Origin of the sequence: Kosakonia sp. YIM B13588 (genome assembly GCF_042788165.1) — a bacterium.
Taxonomy (GTDB): Bacteria; Pseudomonadota; Gammaproteobacteria; order Enterobacterales; family Enterobacteriaceae; genus Kosakonia; species Kosakonia sacchari.
On the sequence record NZ_JBHZPO010000001.1, the window covers coordinates 528,727 to 544,357 of the forward strand.

The window sequence follows — 15,631 nt, forward strand, 5'->3', positions numbered from 1 at the left end:
GGCTCCTTCCGTCTTTTTTGTTCCCTACACCGACATTCAACCCTGTAAAAGGAGTTGTGATGAATACAATAATTAAACGCACCAATGTGCGTTACAGCATTCTGTTATTTTTATTTCTTGCCACGGTATTTAATTACGCCGACCGCGCGACGCTTTCCGTTGTCGCGCCAATTATGAGTAAAGAGTTAGGTTTTGATCCCGAAGCATTGGGCCTTGCTTTTTCCGTATTTGGCATCTCCTATGTGGTAATGCAAATTCCCGGCGGCTGGCTGCTGGATAAATATGGTTCACGGTTAGTTTATGGTGCGGCGTTAATTGGCTGGTCAATCGTCACGATGTTTCAGGGTACGATTTATCTCTATGCCAGCCCGCTCATTGTGCTGGTCGTGCTGCGCCTGATGATGGGTGCCATTGAAGCGCCAGCCTTCCCCGCCAACAGCCGTCTTAGCGTGCAGTGGTTTCCTAATAAAGAGCGTGGTTTTGTGACGGCAGTTTACCAGGCTGCGCAATATATTTCATTAGGCATTATTACCCCGCTGATGACAATTATTTTACACACCTTGAGCTGGCATTATGTTTTCTATTATATTGGCGCGATTGGCGTGGTGCTGGGGATATTCTGGTTAATTAAAGTTCGCGATCCATTATCCCATAAAGAGATTAATCAACAGGAAGTTGAATATATTCGGGATGGCGGTGGCGAACCGGAATTAGGCAGTAAAAAAGGACCAGCGAAAATCAGTTTCGCGCAAATTAAAAGTGTCTGCGTGAATCGCATGATGATCGGCGTTTATATTGGTCAGTTCTGCGTGACGTCGATTACCTGGTTTTTTCTCACCTGGTTTCCCACCTATCTTTATCAGGCCAAAGGGATGTCGATTTTAAAAGTGGGCTTTGTCGCCAGTATTCCGGCTATCGCCGGGTTTGTCGGTGGCCTGCTGGGCGGCGTGGTATCCGACTGGCTGCTGACGCGCGGCTACAGCCTGACCACCGCGCGTAAATTCCCGGTTATCTGTGGCATGCTGCTCTCCTGCGTGATTGTGCTCGCTAATTACACCGATTCAGAAGTGGTGGTGATTGCCGCCATGAGCGTGGCGTTCTTCGCCAAAGGGTTTGGCAACCTTGGCTGGTGCGTGCTTAGCGATACGTCGCCAAAAGAGGTGCTGGGGATAGCCGGTGGCGTGTTCAATATGTGCGGCAATCTGGCGAGTATTGTTACACCGCTGGTGATTGGCGTGATCCTCGCCAATACCCACTCATTTGATTACGCGATCCTCTATGTTGGCTCAATGGGGCTGATTGGTCTCTTCTCTTATCTGTTTATTGTTGGTTCGCTGGAGCGAATTACGCTTACGCCGACCACAGCCTGAAACTGGCGACTCGGGTGCGCCACGCTGTTCCGCAAGCTGTACTCCCGGCGGAACAGCGTTTTTTTGGTTTAATCGTAAGTGATCCCCGGCGGGTTGACCTGCGAATGTTCAACCGCTTCCCCCTGCTCTCCCCAGCGAGCCAGGACCTGTTGATACTCTCCGCGCGCGATTGCGCCATCCAGCGCCGCCTGCAAGGCATACACCAGACCGTTCCCTTTTTTCGTGGTGGTCGCCACCCACGCTTTTTTCGGCCCGAGTCCAACGACTTTCGTGCTGCCGTTAAGCGCCGCTTTATAGGCCGCGACAGATTGCGGGCCAAACACCACATCCGCTCGCCCGGACTGAATATACAAATTTCCCGAGGCGTCATCTGTCAGATAAATCGGCTGTGCTAACGGGCGACCGGCAACCTGATTCTCTTCATTCCAGCGCAGCAAAATACGCTCCTGATTGGTGCCGGAACCAACAATTACTTTGCGCCCGGCAAGATCTTCGACGGAGCGGATCGCCTGGATTGCACTGGAGGATTTCACCGAGAACGCCAGTGAATCCGCGCGGTATGTGGCAAAGTCAAACTTCTGTTTGCGCGCTTCGGTAACCGCGATATTCACCAGCGCGACATCATAACGCCCGGAAGCAATGCCCAGCGGCCAGTCTTCCCATGCGGTTGGCACTAATTTGAGCTTTAAACCGAGGCTTTGCGCCAGTAAGCGGGCGATATCCGGATCGCTGCCGATGCGTGTACGGTTATCACTGGCGACCAGCGCCAGCGGCGGTGAGTTAAGCGCCGAGATCGCCACGGTTAATGTTCCCGGATCGACAAAGCGATAATCCGCCGGGATTTTCGCAATCGCCGCCGCGTTGCGCTGCACGGTAATGGGCTGTTCATTAGCCTTTAAATCAAGCTGCCCGGCGGCGAAACTGCCCGCGCTGACCAGCAACAGCACCAGTAATCGTTTCATGGTGGCTCCTTATAAGACCTTCGATAAAAACTGGCGTGTGCGCAGATGCTGCGGGTGATTCAGCACCTCGTCACTGCTTCCCTGTTCAACAATTTTGCCATCGACCATAAACACCACCTGGTCGGCGACTTCGCGCGCAAAACCGATTTCATGGGTCACCACCACCAGCGTGGAACCGGCGCGCGCCAGCTTTTTGATCACATCCAGCACTTCGCCCACCAGTTCCGGATCCAGCGCCGATGTCGGCTCATCGAATAACATCACCCGCGGGCGCAGCGAAAGCGCGCGGGCAATGGCGATGCGTTGCTGCTGTCCGCCGGAAAGATGGCGTGACCAGGCATCGGCTTTATTACGCAGCCCCACCACATCCAGCAGATCGTATGCCTGATCGATGGCCTCTTTGCGGCTCAGTTTTTTGTGGGCAATCGGCGCTTCAATCAGGTTTTCCAGTACCGTCAGATGCGGGAATAAATTGAAATTCTGAAACACATATCCGACGTTGACGCGCTGGCGCAAAATCTCCTTCTCTTTCAGCTCATACAGCTTGTCGCCGTGCAGGCGATAACCGATGTATTCGCCATCAATGCGTATAAACCCTTCATCCACGCGCTCAAGGTGATTAATGGTGCGCAGCAGTGTTGATTTCCCGGAACCGGATGGCCCCAGGATCACCGTGACCGAACCGGGCGGGATCTCCAGCGACACCTCATCCAGCGCTTTATGGCCACCAAAATATTTGCTGACGCCGGTAATCGAAATATGACCATTAAGAGAGGTTGGCATGAACAGCCTCCTGCGATTGCGCCACGCGGGCGGTGGAATATGAACGCACGCGCGAGGGTGAAATTGCTGAACGCCGCTCGCTGCGCGCCAGCCAGCGTTCAACCAGATACTGAATAGCCGACAGCACGCTGGTGATCACCAGATACCAGACTGCGCCTACCATCAGCAGCGGGATAACTTCCTGCGTGCGGTTGTAAATCATCTGAATGGTGTAAAACAGCTCCGGCATCGCCAGCACATAAACCATCGCCGTGCCTTTGGCGAGGCTGATTATCTCGTTAAAACCGGACGGCAAAATCGTGCGCAGCGCCTGCGGCAGAATAATGCGCAGCGTGCGCCGCCAGGCGGGTAACCCCAGCGCGGCGGCCGCTTCGTACTGCCCGTGATCAACCCCAAGAAAGCCGCCGCGAATAATCTCGGCGGTATAGGCACTTTGCACCAGCGTCAACCCGACAACCGCCGTGGAAAACTGCCCAAGTACATTGATGGTTTGATAGCTCGCCCACTGAATTCCGGTAAACGGAATGCCGAGCGATAAGGTGTCGTACAGATAGGAGAAGTTATAAAGAATGATCAGCACCACAATCAGCGGCAGCGAGCGAAACAGCCAGATATAACTCCAGGCAAGACTGCTCAGCAGCCAAGAAGACGAAAGCCTGGCCAACGCCAGTAAACCGCCGAAAATCACGCTCAGCGCCGTGCCGAGCAAGGTCAGTAACAGCGTCTGCCCTAACCCTTCGAGGATCACCGGGTCGAAAAACCAACGGGCGAACACTTTCCACTCCCAGCGCGGATTAAAAGCCACCGACCGAACAATCGCCGCCAGTACAAACAGGGCGACAAGTGCGCCGACCATGCGCAGTGGGTAGCGCGCGGGCACCACTTTGATGGTTTCTGTATTTTTCATGGTCGCTCCTCAGGCGGTTTTGCTTAAACGCTCAACCGACAACGCTTTGCTAAAGCGCAACCGACCGTCGAACGGCGGCTGGCTGTACTCTTCCGGATGGCGATGGACATCAAACTGCGGCTGATAACCCTGGCTCAGATACAGCCGCACCGCTTCCGGCTGGCGAAAGCCGGTGGTCAGGTAGATATGGCTGTAACCGGCCAGTACCGCGCGCCGCTCCAGCTCCTGCACGATTTTGGCTGCCAGCCCTTGCTTGCGCAGTTCATGCTTCGTCCAGATGCGTTTGATCTCCGCCGTATGGGCATCAAACGGTTTGTAGGCACCGGTTGCGATAATTTCTCCGTCACGCTCCAGCACGATAAACAGCCCCTGCGGCGCTAAATACCACTCGGTGAGTTCCACTTCGGCGCTGCGGGAAAAATAGTCGCCATAGCGGGCAGCGTATTCGCCAAACAGCCCGTCTAAAATCGGCTGCAATTCCGGTGCGTCTGGCGAGACATCGCGAAAATGTTCACTCATGACAACCTCCTTAATCGCCAAGACCCGCCGGATTCACCTCCGACGCCGGAATGCGCTCTACGCCCTCGCCCCAGCGATTGAGCACCTTGTCGTAGTCGCCGGTTTTGATAGCGCCATTAAGCGCCGTTTGCACCGGTTCAACCAGCCCGCTGCCTTTACGCAGGGTGACCGCGATATGCGCGGCTTTTGGCCAGCCGCCGTCCACGCTGCCAACCAGTTTGGTTTTGCCGGTCAGCGCCGCTTTCCACGCGCCAATCACGTTCGGGCCGAAGTAAGCGTCGGCGCGGCCGGATTGCAACGCCAGCGTCTGGGCGGCGTCATCTTTGGTGTAGACCGGCGTAAAAGGTTTCAGCCCCTTTTTCACGTTTTCCGCGTTCCACGCCAGCAGGATCGCCTCCTGGTTCGTGCCGGAGCCGACAATAATGCGCAGCCCGGCAATGTCTTCGGCTTTCTCAATCGATTTCAGCGGACTGGTGGACTTGATGTAAAAGCCGAGTGAATCCTTGCGGTAAGTGGCGAAATCGAACTTCGCTTTGCGCTCTTTGGTGACGGTAATATTGCTGATCGCCGCATCATATTTGCCAGAAGTGACGCCGAGCGGCCAGTCCTCCCACGATGTCGGCACCACGTTCAGCTCCAGGCCTAAGCTGCTGGCCACCAGGCGGGCGATGTCCACTTCGCTGCCGAGCAGGGTTTTATTGTCATCCGCAAAAACCGTCAGCGGTGGAGAGTTGAGCGCCGCCACGGCGACGGTCAGTTTTCCCGGCACCACAAAATGATAATCCTTCGGCAACTGCGCAATGGCCTGCGCGTTTTTCGCCGTGGTGATCGGCGTTTTGTTGGCTTCCAGGCTCACGCCCGTCCCGTTGATATTGACGTCTTTGGCCCAGGCCAGCGGTGTCAGGGCCAGCGTTGCCGCCAGCAATAGCGATGTTTTCTGCATAGCGTTTTCTTCTTTTATTGTTGTGAGGAAGGATGAGCAGGCAGCGGTAAACCCAAGCTTTCGCGCAGCGTCGTGCCGGGGTATTCCGTGCGGAACAGGCCGCGAGCCTGCAGCAGCGGCACCACTTTTTCGACAAAGCGCGGGAATGTATCCGGCGTACCGCCCTGGATGATAAAACCGTCGGCGGCGTAGCTTTCGAACCACTGTTGCAGGCCATCGGCCACTTGCTGCGCCGTGCCGGAAAAACGTGGGCGCGGCGAGGCGCTCTCCAGCGCCACCTGGCGCAGCGTTAATTGACGCTCGCGTGCATTACGCTTGATCTCATCGGTGGTGCTGCGAAAACTGTTTTGCCCCAAATCGCCGATATCCGGGAACGGCTCGTCGAGCGGGTACTGGCTGAAGTCATGGTGTTCGAAATAGCGCCCGAGGTAGTTCAGCGCATCCGTAATGGAGACCAGCGCGGCGGTGGTCTGATACTGCTGTTCAGCATCCTCTTCGCTGTCGCCAACAATCACGCTGACACCCTGGAAAATATGCAGGTCATCATGGCGGCGACCATATTTTTCTAGCTGATTTTTCACATCGCGATAAAACGCTTTGGCTTCATCAAGCGTCTCCTGGTGCGTAAAAATGGCGTCGGCGTGACGGGCGGCCAATTGTTTTCCATCGTCTGAGGCACCAGCCTGGAAAATAATCGGTCGCCCCTGCGGTGTACGGCCAATATTAAGCGGCCCGGCAACCTGGAAAAAATCACCGTGGTGATTCAGCGGGTGTAATTTACTGGCGTCAAAGAATTGTCCGGTCGCTTTATTGCGCACAAACGCATCCTCTTCCCAGGAGTTCCATAACCCTTTCACCACATCGAGATATTCATCGGCGATGCGGTAACGTAAGGCGTGATCCGGGTGCTGCGCGCGGGAAAAGTTTTTCGCCGAGCCTTCCAGCGGCGAAGTCACCACGTTCCAGCCCGCGCGCCCGTTGCTCAGATGGTCAAGGCTTGCGAACTGGCGCGCGACGGTAAATGGCTCGCTGTAGGAGGTGGAAAGTGTGCCGACCAGACCGAGGTGCGAGGTCACGCTGGCGAGCGCGGATAATACTGTAATGGGTTCAAAACGGTTTAAAAAATGCGGGATCGATTTTTCGTTGATATATAAGCCGTCGGCGACAAAAAGAAAGTCCAGTTTTCCCTGCTCGGCAAGGCGCGCGGTGTCCTGTACGAAGCCAAAATTAATGCTGGCATCGGCGAGCGCCGCCGGATGTCGCCACGCGGACATATTTCCCGACGCGCCATGTAATATGGTGCCAAGCCGCAGTTGTCGTGCTGTAGACATAATCGATCCTCATATTCAGGCAACAGGTGGCCCGGAGCGTGAGCCCCAGGCAGACAAATTTCACATCAGGATTGCAGCAGTGCTTTTTCTGCCAGCAGCGCGAAATAACGCGCCGCCTCTTCGATTAATGCTTCATCGGGGTTAAACGCCGGGTGGTGCAAACCGTAATCGCTGTCGCTGCCGATGCTGACAAACGCGCCGGGAATATGCTGCAAATAGACGGCGAAATCCTCGCCCCCCATGTGCAGATCCGCCTCCTGCGTCTGGTAACCGTGCCAGTCGGCAACATCGCGGGCGAAGGTTGCCCAGCGATCGTGATTGACCAGCGCGGCAGGCCCGGCAAACCAGCGCACCGCAATATTGGCGTCAAACGCCTGCGCCAGACCGGCGGCAATATCGTCAACGCGGCGTTTCACTGTTTCGCGCACCGCCGCCTGGTGAGTGCGCAGCGTGCCTTCCAGCTCGACATGTTCCGGCAGTACATTCCACGTATTGCCCCCCTGAATGCGGGTGACGCTCAGCACCACCGACTCCAGCGTATTGACGTTACGGCTGGCAATGCTTTGCAGCGCGACCACCAGTTGGCTGGCGAGCAAAATAGCGTCATTACCTTCGTGCGGGCGTGCGGCGTGCGCGCCTTTGCCGGTGACGGTCAGCGAAAAACGATCCACATTGGCGTAAAACGCACCGCCGCGCGTGGCAAACGATCCGACCGGTAATCCGGGTTCGTTATGCATACCAAAGATGGCGCTAACGTCGTCCAGTGCGCCGGCGTCGATTAACCGTTTCGCGCCGCCAAAATTCTCTTCCGCGGGCTGAAACAGAATGCGCACTCTGCCGGTCAGTTGCGGCTCTTTCTGTTTAAGCAGCAGCGCCGCGCCAAGCATAACGCTGGAGTGAACGTCGTGCCCGCAGGCGTGCATCACGCCAGGGTTGCGCGAGGCAAACGGCACGTCGACCGCTTCTTCAATCGGCAAAGCATCGATATCGGCGCGCAGGGCGATCACTTTTTCGCCGCTGCCCACTTCCGCGACCACGCCTGTCGGCAGGCTTAACGGCAGTAATCTCAGCCCGGCGCTCTCCAGCCAGTGGCGAATGCGCCGGGTGGTTTCAAATTCCTGTAACGACAACTCCGGGTGCTGGTGTAACTCGCGTCGCCAGTCGATCAGTTGTTCGGCAAAGCTCATCCCGCCACCTCCTGCGTTGCTTTGGTGTTTGCGTGGGCCTGCGCCAGCCGCAATACAGAGGTCAGCCGCGCGCTGCCTTCGCTGATCGGCGTATCGATAATAAATTCATCAATGGCGAACTGCTGATGCAGTTGATCCAGCCCCGCCAGAACCTGCTGTGGCGTGCCGGCGATCAATGACGGTTCGCGTTTTGTGATACGCACTGCCGGGCTGCCTGCCTGACGGGCAAACGCTTGACCTTGTGCCTCGCTGGCGACGCTCACGCGCTGGCCGTTTGCCAGCTCAACGCCCCAGACTTCAACCTGTTGCGCCAGCGCATGCGCCTGGGCTTCGGTTTCCGCGACGATCACCTGCACGGCAACCAATGTGTCGCGCTGGCTCTGTTGTTGCCACTGCGTGACAACGTCACGAAAAAGAACTTTGTCACCGTTGAGATGGGCAGCAAAAACGAAATTCCAGCCTAGTTTTGCCGCAAGCGCCGCGCTTTCGAGGCTTGCGCCAAGCAGGAAACCTTCCGCACGCTGCGGGGGTAGCGGCGTTGCCAGAACGGTTTCTTCCGCGTGGTCATCTTTTGACAGGGACAACCAGTTATCCAGTTGCGCCAGTTGATCGGCAAAACTGCCCTTCTCGGCGCTGTTTATTCCCTGCTGGAGCGCGCGGGTGGAGAGCGGCAAACCGCCGGGGGCTTTGCCGACACCAAGATCAACGCGCCCCGGCGCAAGGGTCGCCAGCAAGTTGAAGTTTTCTGCTACTTTGAACGGGCTGTAATGTTGCAGCATCACTCCGCCGGAACCGACGCGAATTCGCCGCGTTTGCCCCAGTATCCAGGCGATAACCAGCTCCGGCGACGGGCTGGCCAACTGGGTAGTGTTGTGATGTTCGGCAATCCAGAAACGGTGATAGCCCCAGTTTTCCGCCTGCTGCGCCAGTTGCAGCGTGCGGGCCAGGGCGTCCTGTGCGGTTTCGTGCTCAGCGATGGGGCTTTTATCGAGCAAACTCAGGCGATAAGACATGCAATTGACTCGCGTTAGAGGAGATAACCCCATTAATAGGGCGACGCGCGCATGCTGTGAAACAATTAATTTACATTAAATAAGCAAAAAATTTGCAAAGACATGGATGCCGGAGCTGCGGACGCCACCATGACTGATAACAACCACGCAATAATTCTTTAAATTTGTTACACATTCGTTTTACTTATACAGGTTATTTCTGTTGCATTTTTCATCGGGTTAAATCATTTGCTCTGCTCGTTACCCTTAACCTCACAATTTCCGCTAATAGTCGAGTGCTATGGCACTGGTATGTTTTGCGTCGTATATCGATTGCGGTTACGATGCTGCGCCATGTTTGGTCTTATCCATACGAAGAAACACTGGAAAGACAGAACATTTTCCCGCGCCAGGCAATCGATTGGTTTTCTGCCTGCCGGGTTGAGGAATTCCGCAAGGTTCAGACAGGTAAACAGGTAACGCAATGAAAACAGACAACAACGTCACGGATCATCACGCCGCGAAACGACGCTGGCTCAATTCTCACGAAGAGGGCTATAACCGCGCGATGGGTAACCGCCAGGTGCAAATGATTGCTATCGGCGGCGCAATCGGTACAGGTTTATTTCTGGGCGCAGGCGCCCGACTGCAGATGGCGGGGCCGTCGCTGGCTATCGTTTATCTGGTGTGTGGTATTTTCTCCTTCTTTATTCTGCGCGCGCTGGGCGAACTGGTATTACACCGCCCTTCCAGCGGCAGCTTCGTCTCTTATGCGCGTGAATTTCTTGGCGAAAAAGCCGCGTATGCCGCCGGTTGGATGTATTTCATCAACTGGGCAATGACCGGGATCGTGGATATCACCGCCGTTGCGCTGTATATGCATTACTGGGGCGCGTTTGGTGATGTGCCGCAATGGGTGTTTGCCCTTGGCGCGCTGGCGATTGTCGGCACCATGAATATGATCGGCGTGAAGTGGTTCGCGGAGATGGAGTTCTGGTTTGCGCTGGTCAAAGTGCTGGCGATTGTGGTGTTCCTGGTCGTCGGGACCATTTTTCTCGGCAGCGGTAAACCGCTCGATGGCGGCGCGACCGGTTTCCATTTGATAACCGATAACGGCGGTTTCTTCCCGCACGGCCTGTTACCGGCGCTGGTGCTGGTTCAGGGCGTGGTGTTCGCGTTCGCCTCAATCGAACTGGTCGGTACGGCGGCCGGTGAGTGTAAAGATCCGCAGACCATGGTGCCGAAAGCCATTAACAGCGTTATCTGGCGTATCGGTTTGTTCTATGTCGGCTCCGTGGTGCTGCTGGTTCTGCTGCTGCCGTGGAATGCGTATCAGGCGGGACAAAGCCCGTTTGTCACCTTCTTCTCCAAGCTGGGCGTGCCGTATATTGGCGACATTATGAATATGGTGGTGCTGACCGCGGCGCTCTCCAGTCTGAACTCCGGGCTTTACAGCACGGGCCGTATTCTGCGCTCAATGTCGATGGGCGGTTCCGCACCGAAATTCATGTCGAAAATGAGCCGTCACCACGTACCGTACGCGGGCATTCTGGCGACCATTTGCGTCTACATTGTTGGTGTGTTCCTGAACTACCTGGTGCCGTCGCAAGTGTTTGAAATTGTGCTTAACGTTGCGTCGCTGGGGATTATTGCGTCCTGGGGCTTTATCGTGGTGTGCCAGATGCGTCTGCGCAAAGCTATCCACGAAGGCAAAGTGGCGGATGTCAGCTTCAAAATGCCTGGCGCACCGGTGACTTCATGGCTGACGTTGCTGTTCCTGCTCAGCGTGCTGGTGCTGATGGCGTTCGATTACCCGAACGGCACATACACCATCGGTTCGATTCCGCTGATTGCGGTGTTGTTGGTTGCGGGCTGGTTTGGCGTGCGTAAACGCGTTAATGAAATTCACAGCACCGCGCCGGTTCACCCGGATGCCGTACCGAAGACGCGTTCGTAACGCGTCATAAAAGCAAAAAGCCGCAGCGGAAACGTTGCGGCTTTTTTGTTGGCGCAAAAGCTACGCCTGCGCTTGTTTAAAACGTTGCCAGGCTGCGCTGATGACCGGCGCAATCAGTGCGTAGTTTTCCCGGCTATTATCCACGTGGTAGATCGTAGGCAGCCCTGTTGCCAGCACGCGCTCGTACTCGTCAAAATGCCCTGCCGCTTCAGTGTTGTAGTGAAAGAAAAAGCTCCCCGCAGGGAGCTTTAGATATCAAACAATTACAGCGCAATACGTAGCACATCATCCGGCTGCGTTGCTTCTTTTTCACGCGTTGAAGCCTGTTTCACGCTGACGTACAGCGTAGTGCCGTCCGCTGACAGCGCCAGGCTGTTCGGATGAGTTGGTGTGGCGAAGGTTTTCACTACGTTATAGCTTTTTGCGTCGATAACGCTCACTTTCCCCGCCTCGCGGTGCGTCACGTAAACTTCATTGCGCGTCGGGTTAAACAACACCGCCAGCGATTCTGGTACCGCGATTTTCTCCAGCACTTTGCCGTTACGAGTATCGACAACCAGCACTTCCGGCGCTTTTGCGTCGGTAATAAACGCACGATGACCGGCCGTATCGAGGCTCAGGTTGAGATAGAAGTGCTCTTTGCCATCATCCTGCAATTTTTTGCGTTCGAGGATGCGGTTATTGCGGGTATCAATAGTAATTAGCTCACCGTCGGCGTTGGTGGTGTAGAGGCGTTTCGCCGCGCTATCAATAGCAAGGCCGGTGCTATATGTTCCCGTACTGGTAATGGTCGTTTTCAGTTTCAGCGCCGCGCCGTCCACTACCCATACCACACTCTCTTTCCCGACGCCGGTGATGTAAACCGTGTTGGTCTCTTCATCCACCGCCAGCTCGCGCGGGCTGAGCGGGCGCACCGTTTCCGAGCGTTTACGCGCATCCAGCACCACGCGGCCTTTAATAACGCCGGTTTTAGCGTCTACCGCCGTTACGGAACCGTCTGTGGTGTTGCCGAACCACAGTGTCTGCGTGCGGCTATTGAGCGTTGCGCCAAACGGTTTTAAATCGCTGTGAATGGCTTGCGTAATGTCAAGCGTGGCCGGATCCAGACGGTAAATCACCCCACCTTTATCCGTTTTGCGGCTCTGCGCGGTCGCCAGCCACAGCGCATTTTCCTGCTGGCTGATGGCCATTTCATAGGCGCCTTTGCCGACCGCTTTGCGCAGCATCTCCTCTGCGGCGTGGGTGTTAAATGCCCCCGCCAGCAGTAACGATCCCAGAACCAACGTACGGCGCAAGCGCGGTGCGCATAATTGACGTAAAGACATGACGACTCCCTTTGTTCAACTTAGTGGTTACGTTTTCACATGCGTCCAGTGCGCGAAACGGCGGTTTCGCTTATTGTTATAGTTGAGAATAGTAATCATTAATGACAAGAAAGTGGAGCGTTAATCTTCGCGACGCAGGATCCCGTTTCCTCCGTTACACTCATCGTTAACGTAATGTGCGTTTAACGTTTTCAAATAATTTACATACGCTTTAACATATTGGCGTATTTCCTCTTTTTGGTTCGTCTTTTAACTTGGTTCCGTCATGAATATCATTTCTGCCACAAAGGTCACCCTGCCGGTGTTATTGCTACCGGCTGCGCTCTCCACGTCCGCTTATGCGGCCGACAACGAACAAACGATGATTGTCAGCGCCACACCGCAGACCGTTTCCGAACTGGACAGCCCCGCCGCCGTGAGCGTCGTTCAGGGCGACGACATCCGCCAGGCTGCGCCGCGCGTGAATCTCTCAGAATCGCTGAACAGCGTTCCCGGTTTACAAGTGCAAAACCGTCAAAATTACGCGCAGGATCTGCAACTGTCGATTCGCGGGTTTGGTTCGCGTTCTACCTACGGCGTACGCGGCATTCGCCTGTATGTTGATGGTATTCCCGCGACCATGCCGGATGGCCAGGGACAGACATCGAATATCGATTTAAATAGTGTGGAGAGCATAGATGTGCTGCGCGGCCCGTTCTCGGCGCTGTATGGTAACGCGTCTGGCGGGGTGATGAATGTCACTACCCAGACCGGGCGTGAACCGGCCACCATTGAAGCCAGCAGCTATTACGGCAGCTTTGGTAGCTGGCGCTACGGGCTGAAAGCCACCGGCGCGATGGGTGACGGAACGCACGCGGGCGATGTCGATTACACCGTATCCAGCACCCGTTTTGTCACCCAGGGCTATCGCGATCGCAGCGGCGCACGGAAAAATCTCGCCAACGCGAAACTCGGCGTTCGTATTGATGACGTCAGCAAACTGAGCCTGATTTTTAACAGCGTGGATATTAAAGCCAACGACGCCGGCGGATTAACCGAATCTGAATGGAAAGATAATCCGCGCCAGTCGCCGCGTGCGCAGCAATATGATACGCGCAAAACCATTAAGCAAACCCAGGCGGGCTTGCGCTATGAGCGCCAGATGAGCAGCCAGGATGATTTCAGCGTGATGATGTACGCCGGTGAGCGTGAAACCACGCAATATCAATCGATCCCGCGTGCGCCGCAGCTCAACCCAACCCACGCGGGCGGCGTGATCGATTTAACGCGCCACTATCAGGGTATTGATACGCGCTGGACGCACCGTGGCGAACTGGGCATCCCGGTAACCTTTACCGGCGGTCTGAATTACGAAAACATGAGCGAGGAGCGCAAAGGTTACGAAAACTTTGTCATGGATGGCACCACGCCGGTGTATGGCGAAAAAGGCAACCTGCGCCGTAACGAACGCAACCTGATGTGGAACGTCGATCCGTATCTGCAAACCGCCTGGCAATTGACCGATAAGCTGTCGCTGGATGCGGGTGTCCGTTACAGCTCCGTCTGGTTTGACTCTAACGATCGCTATATTACAGCGCGTAATGGTGATGACAGCGGCGAAGCCAGTTATCACAAATGGCTGCCCGCCGCGTCGCTGAAATATGCCATGACCGAGGGCTGGAATGTGTATGCCGCCGCTGGTCGCGGTTTTGAAACGCCCACCATTAATGAGCTCTCCTACCGCGCGGATGGCAAAAATGGTCTCAACTTCGCACTGAAACCGTCGACGAACGACACCCTGGAGGTCGGCAGCAAAACGCGTATCGGCAATGGTTTGCTGACCGCCGCGTTGTTCCGCACGGATACCGATAATGAGATCGTCACCGATACCAGCATCGGTGGGCGCACCACCTATAAAAATGCCGGAAAAACCCGTCGTCAGGGCGCGGAATTATCCCTCGATCAGCAATTCGCCGGGAACTGGCGGGCAAAACTGGCGTGGACCTATCTTGATGCAACGTATCGCAGTGAGGTGTGCGACGGCGGATGTAATGGCAACCGTATCCCGGGTATCGCGCGCAATATGGGCTTTGCCTCGCTGGGCTGGATCCCGGATCAGGGCTGGTACGCTGGCGCGGATGTGCGTTATATGAGCGATATTATGGCCAATGACGAAAACAGCGCCAAAGCGCCTTCTTATAACGTCACTGGGCTGAATACCGGTTATAAATTCAGCTATGGCAACTGGATGATGGACGTGTTTGGCCGGGTCGATAACCTGTTTGATCGCAAATACGTCGGTTCCGTTATCGTTAACGAAGGCAATAACCGTTACTACGAACCGGCGCCGGGGCGTAATTACGGCGTTGGCTTATCGGTCGCGTATCAGTTTGAATAATATGAAAGCCCCTGTTAGCAGGGGCTTTTTTTATAGCGATAACGACCAGGCGTGTGACAACCAGGAGTGGAACAACTAGGCATGTGACAACAGCGGGAACATTACCTGATGGTGGCGAAACACATTCTCTTTGCCGCTGAACAGAAACAGCGTGTCCTCATCGTCAATTAACGTGCATTCGCATTCGCGGGTTTCTTTGGGCGTAAAACCTAACACCACACGCTGGGTTTGCTGGTTAGCTAAGGCATTAACGATTTGCGTTAATGTCGTGCCCGGTTCGGCAAAAATATCGAAACACAACAGCGTGCCTCTGTTTTGCGTGGCAATGGCAATAGCCTGATGTTTTTCTGAAAAATAGACGCACGCTTTTAAATACGACGCACAGTAAAACATCAACAAACCCACGTTGTTATTCATCGGCAGCGCCGAAAAGGGGTTGGATTTCGCATAATAGTGCAGCAACTGCTGCCTGTCGGCGTCGTCGTCCATATCCAGCCGGCGGAAGTCACTCGCCACCGGCGTGGCGCGTAGGGTGTATTGATATTCCCGCGCTTTTTCAAAACCAAACTTCGGATAAAAATCCCGCACGGTGGCGTTTGCGTACAAATAGATTGCATCGGCCTGGTGTTGCCAGTCATCGATAATTTCCGTCAACAGATAACGGGCAAGTCCATTATTGCGATAGCGCTTATCGGTCATTACCGTGCCTATCTGGATATAGCGTTTTTCTGCGCCCATCCAGCGTGTGTCGATAACATTAACCGAGGCATTGGCAATAACCTGGTTTTCATCCACCAGCGCGTAGGGAATGTAGTTTTCTGTCCAGAACCCCGCCTGATACCAGGCCTCGAAGGATAAATCGAAGGTATCTACGGCTAAATCAATAAAGCTTTGGCGCAATATGTCGTGCTGTTTTAGTTGTTTTACCAGAGGGTATTTCATGCCGCCGTTTCCCATAAAAAAGCCCGGATGCATCGC

At 55.1% G+C, this 15,631-nt stretch carries 11 protein-coding genes and 1 pseudogene; 3 read left to right on the forward strand and 9 right to left on the reverse strand.

The features are described 5' to 3' along the window. The first annotated feature begins 59 nt into the window (after positions 1–59). On the forward strand, positions 60–1,370 hold the full coding sequence (locus ACFX4U_RS02500; protein WP_313508882.1) for an MFS transporter: 1,311 nt from the start codon (positions 60–62) through the stop codon (positions 1,368–1,370). 68 nt (positions 1,371–1,438) lie between these two features. Here the strand turns inward: ACFX4U_RS02500 and ACFX4U_RS02505 are convergent, their stop codons facing one another. The 7 genes and pseudogenes from ACFX4U_RS02505 to ACFX4U_RS02535 all read right to left on the reverse strand — a co-directional run bounded on the left by ACFX4U_RS02505 (position 1,439) and on the right by ACFX4U_RS02535 (position 9,015). Further along, the gene (locus ACFX4U_RS02505) at positions 1,439–2,332 is read right to left on the reverse strand and encodes a transporter substrate-binding domain-containing protein (RefSeq protein ID WP_313508879.1); all 894 of its coding nucleotides are present in this window, start codon (positions 2,330–2,332) and stop codon (positions 1,439–1,441) included. A 9-nt stretch (positions 2,333–2,341) separates the two neighbouring features. Further along, positions 2,342–3,115: an amino acid ABC transporter ATP-binding protein gene (locus ACFX4U_RS02510; protein ID WP_313508878.1), complete on the reverse strand. Its 774-nt coding sequence runs from the start codon at positions 3,113–3,115 to the stop codon at positions 2,342–2,344. Next, complete coding sequence (locus ACFX4U_RS02515; protein WP_313508875.1) at positions 3,099–4,022, reverse strand: amino acid ABC transporter permease; 924 nt, start codon at positions 4,020–4,022, stop codon at positions 3,099–3,101. Before ACFX4U_RS02515 ends, ACFX4U_RS02510 begins: the two co-directional genes overlap by 17 nt. 9 nt (positions 4,023–4,031) lie before the next feature. After that, positions 4,032–4,541, reverse strand: coding sequence for a GNAT family N-acetyltransferase (locus ACFX4U_RS02520; protein WP_313508873.1), 510 nt, complete (start codon positions 4,539–4,541; stop codon positions 4,032–4,034). Positions 4,542–4,551: 10 nt separating this feature from the next. After that, positions 4,552–6,815 (reverse strand): annotated as a pseudogene (locus ACFX4U_RS02525) (NtaA/DmoA family FMN-dependent monooxygenase). Between the two features lie 65 nt (positions 6,816–6,880). Beyond that, positions 6,881–8,002, reverse strand: coding sequence for an amidohydrolase (locus ACFX4U_RS02530; RefSeq protein ID WP_313508870.1), 1,122 nt, complete (start codon positions 8,000–8,002; stop codon positions 6,881–6,883). After that, a complete protein-coding gene (locus ACFX4U_RS02535) occupies positions 7,999–9,015 on the reverse strand; it encodes an MsnO8 family LLM class oxidoreductase (protein ID WP_313508868.1) in 1,017 nt (338 codons plus the stop codon). Before ACFX4U_RS02535 ends, ACFX4U_RS02530 begins: the two co-directional genes overlap by 4 nt. Positions 9,016–9,478: 463 nt before the next feature. Here ACFX4U_RS02535 and ansP point away from each other — a divergent pair, with 463 nt between their 5' ends. Next, positions 9,479–10,951, forward strand: coding sequence for an L-asparagine permease (ansP, locus tag ACFX4U_RS02540; protein ID WP_313508866.1), 1,473 nt, complete (start codon positions 9,479–9,481; stop codon positions 10,949–10,951). Positions 10,952–11,214: 263 nt separating this feature from the next. Here ansP and ACFX4U_RS02545 read toward each other — a convergent pair whose 3' ends face one another. After that, positions 11,215–12,276 carry a YncE family protein gene (locus tag ACFX4U_RS02545; protein WP_313508864.1) on the reverse strand — a complete coding sequence of 354 codons (1,062 nt, stop codon included), beginning with the start codon at positions 12,274–12,276 and terminating at the stop codon, positions 11,215–11,217. 265 nt (positions 12,277–12,541) lie between these two features. On the opposite strand from ACFX4U_RS02545, the gene pqqU reads away from it, so the two are divergent. After that, complete coding sequence (gene pqqU / locus ACFX4U_RS02550; protein WP_380217566.1) at positions 12,542–14,653, forward strand: TonB-dependent receptor PqqU; 2,112 nt, start codon at positions 12,542–12,544, stop codon at positions 14,651–14,653. A 75-nt stretch (positions 14,654–14,728) separates the two neighbouring features. On the opposite strand, the gene ACFX4U_RS02555 is transcribed toward pqqU, so the two are convergent. Continuing rightward, complete coding sequence (locus ACFX4U_RS02555; RefSeq protein ID WP_313508862.1) at positions 14,729–15,595, reverse strand: GNAT family N-acetyltransferase; 867 nt, start codon at positions 15,593–15,595, stop codon at positions 14,729–14,731. Between the last annotated feature and the right edge of the window lie 36 nt (positions 15,596–15,631).